The 2,499-nt window shown below is 57.2% G+C and carries 2 protein-coding genes; both read left to right on the top strand.

Annotation, left to right across the window (positions count from 1 at the left end):
* Positions 1-113: 113 nt before the first annotated feature.
* Positions 114-1,643: an IS21 family transposase gene (gene istA, locus G6L28_RS20265; protein ID WP_174065958.1), complete on the top strand. Its 1,530-nt coding sequence runs from the start codon at positions 114-116 to the stop codon at positions 1,641-1,643.
* Positions 1,633-2,433, top strand: a complete 801-nt coding sequence (gene istB / locus G6L28_RS20260; RefSeq protein WP_025590956.1) for an IS21-like element helper ATPase IstB — start codon at positions 1,633-1,635, stop codon at positions 2,431-2,433. The genes istA and istB overlap by 11 nt, the downstream gene beginning before the upstream one ends.
* Positions 2,434-2,499: the final 66 nt, after the last annotated feature.

The following is a 2,499-nucleotide window of genomic DNA, read 5'->3' as shown; positions in this document are numbered from 1 at the left end:
TGTTGGTTTCCATGCGGAACTGAGCCGGTTAGGCAGATAATTTCCATTGAGAACTGAGCCATGTGAACCTTCCCCCCAACGCGGTGAGCGACGGGGGCAACGGAGTGATCCACATGGGACTTTTAAACATCATCCGTCGGATGGCGCTGCGAGAGAAGCAGTCGATCCGTGAGATCAGTCGACGCACCGGGCTGTCGCGCAACACGATCACAAAGTATTTGAACGCAGGTACAATCGAGCCGACGTTCACGGTACCGGAACGACCAAGCAAGCTTGATCCCTTTTCCGACAAACTGGCGGCCTGGCTGAAGACCGAGACCGGAAAGCCGCGCAAGCAGCGCCGGACCTTGAAGCAGCTTCACGCCGACCTGGTGGTTCTCGGTTTTACGGGCTCGTACAATAGGGTGGCCGCCTTTGCCCGCGATTGGCGAGTTGATCGGCTACGTGAGCAGCAGACGACGGGCCGTGGCGTATTCGTTCCGCTGTCTTTCCGACCTGGTGAGGCATTCCAGTTTGATTGGAGTGAGGACTACGCCGTGATCGGCGGCGAGCGCACGAAGCTCCAGGTCGCACATATCAAACTGTCTCACAGTCGGGCTTTTCTGGTCAGGGCCTACTTGCTGCAAACACACGAGATGCTCTTTGACGCGCACTGGCACGGCTTCCGTGTCTTCGGCGGCGTGCCTGGTCGTGGCATTTACGATAACATGAAGACAGCGGTCGATCGTGTGGGTCGCGGCAAGGAGCGACAGGTCAACATGCGCTTCCTCGCGATGACGAACCATTACGTCTTTGCACCTGAGTTCTGCAATCCAGCGGCCGGTTGGGAAAAGGGTCAGGTCGAGAAGAACGTCCAGGATGCCCGACCACGCTTGTGGCAACAGATGCCAGACTTTCCAAATCTGATGGCTTTGAATGACTGGCTGGAGCAACATTGCCAGGAGCTGTGGCGGGACACGGCGCATGGCACCTTGCCCGGTTCTATCGCAGATGTTTGGGCCGATGAGCGAGCAGCATTGATGGCATTGCCGACTGCATTTGACGGCTTCGTCGAGCAGAGCAAGCGCGTCTCACCAACATGCCTGATTACCTTCGAGCGGAACCGCTACAGCGTGCCTGCATCATTTGCAAACCGGCCCGTCAGCCTGCGGATATATCCCGAGCGCCTGGTCGTCGCAGCCGAGGGAAACATTCTATGTGAACACGCGCGGGTCATCGAGCGTAGCCACAGGCTACCTCGGACAATCTATGATTGGCGACATTACTTGACGGTCATCCAGCGCAAGCCCGGTGCCCTGCGCAATGGTGCTCCCTTCCTGGAATTGCCGTTTGCCTTTCGACAACTACAGGACCAGATGCTTCGCCGCCCCGGTGGTGATCGTGAGATGGCCGATATCCTTGCCCTCGTCCTTCATCACGACGAACAGGTTGTCGTCAGGGCTGTAGAACTGGCTTTGGATCAAGGCGTGGCAACCAAAATGCATGTGCTGAATCTTCTGCATCGTCTGATCGACGGCAAGACGAACGACGGTCGCGACGTCGATACGCCACAGGCACTGACCTTGCTGCATGAACCCAAGGCCAATGTAGAACGCTACGATGGCTTGCGCGTCCGGATCGTGGGAGGTCGCCATGCGTCATGATCCTGCCAGCGCGGCCGTCGTCATCATGCTCCGTAGCCTGAAGATGTATGGCATGGCGCAAGCCGTCACAGACCTGATCGAGCAAGGTGCTCCAGCTTTTGATGCAGCCGTGCCGATCCTGTCCCAGTTGCTGAAAGCCGAGATGGCCGAGCGCGAGGTCCGCTCCATCGCCTATCATATGAAGGCTGCACGCTTCCCTGCTTACAAGGACATCTCTGGATACGACTTTGCCGCCAGCGAGATCAACGAAGCGACGGTGCGCCAGTTGCACAGATGCGAGTTCATTGACGGAGCGCAGAATATCGTGCTCGTCGGCGGACCGGGCACAGGCAAAACCCACGTGGCGACGGCCCTTGGCATCCAGGCTATCGAACATCACCGTCGAAAGGTCCGCTTCTTCTCAACCATCGAATTGGTCAATGCACTTGAGCAGGAGAAGGCCAAAGGCAAGGCAGGCCAGATCGCTGAGACCTTGGTCCGCCTTGATCTGCTGATCCTTGATGAGCTCGGATACCTTCCATTCAGCGCTTCAGGCGGAGCGCTGCTCTTCCACCTGTTAAGCAAGCTCTATGAGCGGACCAGCGTGGTGATAACCACCAACCTCAGCTTTAGCGAATGGGCAACCGTCTTCGGCGACGCCAAGATGACGACGGCATTGCTCGATCGTTTGACCCATCGCTGCCATATCCTGGAAACAGGTAATGACAGCTTCCGCTTCAAGGCCAGTTCGGCAGCCGCAGCGAACAAGAGAGGAGAAAAAGCCAATCCCTTGACCAAAACCCAATCATAAAACCATAGTCAGAGGTGGCTCACTTCTCGGTGGAAAAACCGGCTCAGTTCCGCATGGAAACCAACA

The sequence above is a fragment of the Agrobacterium larrymoorei genome, assembly GCF_013322225.1.
GTDB classification, from domain to species: domain Bacteria; phylum Pseudomonadota; class Alphaproteobacteria; order Rhizobiales; family Rhizobiaceae; genus Agrobacterium; species Agrobacterium larrymoorei_A.
The sequence above is the reverse complement of the archived record's forward strand: the minus strand, read 5'-3'. Positions and strand labels throughout refer to the sequence as shown.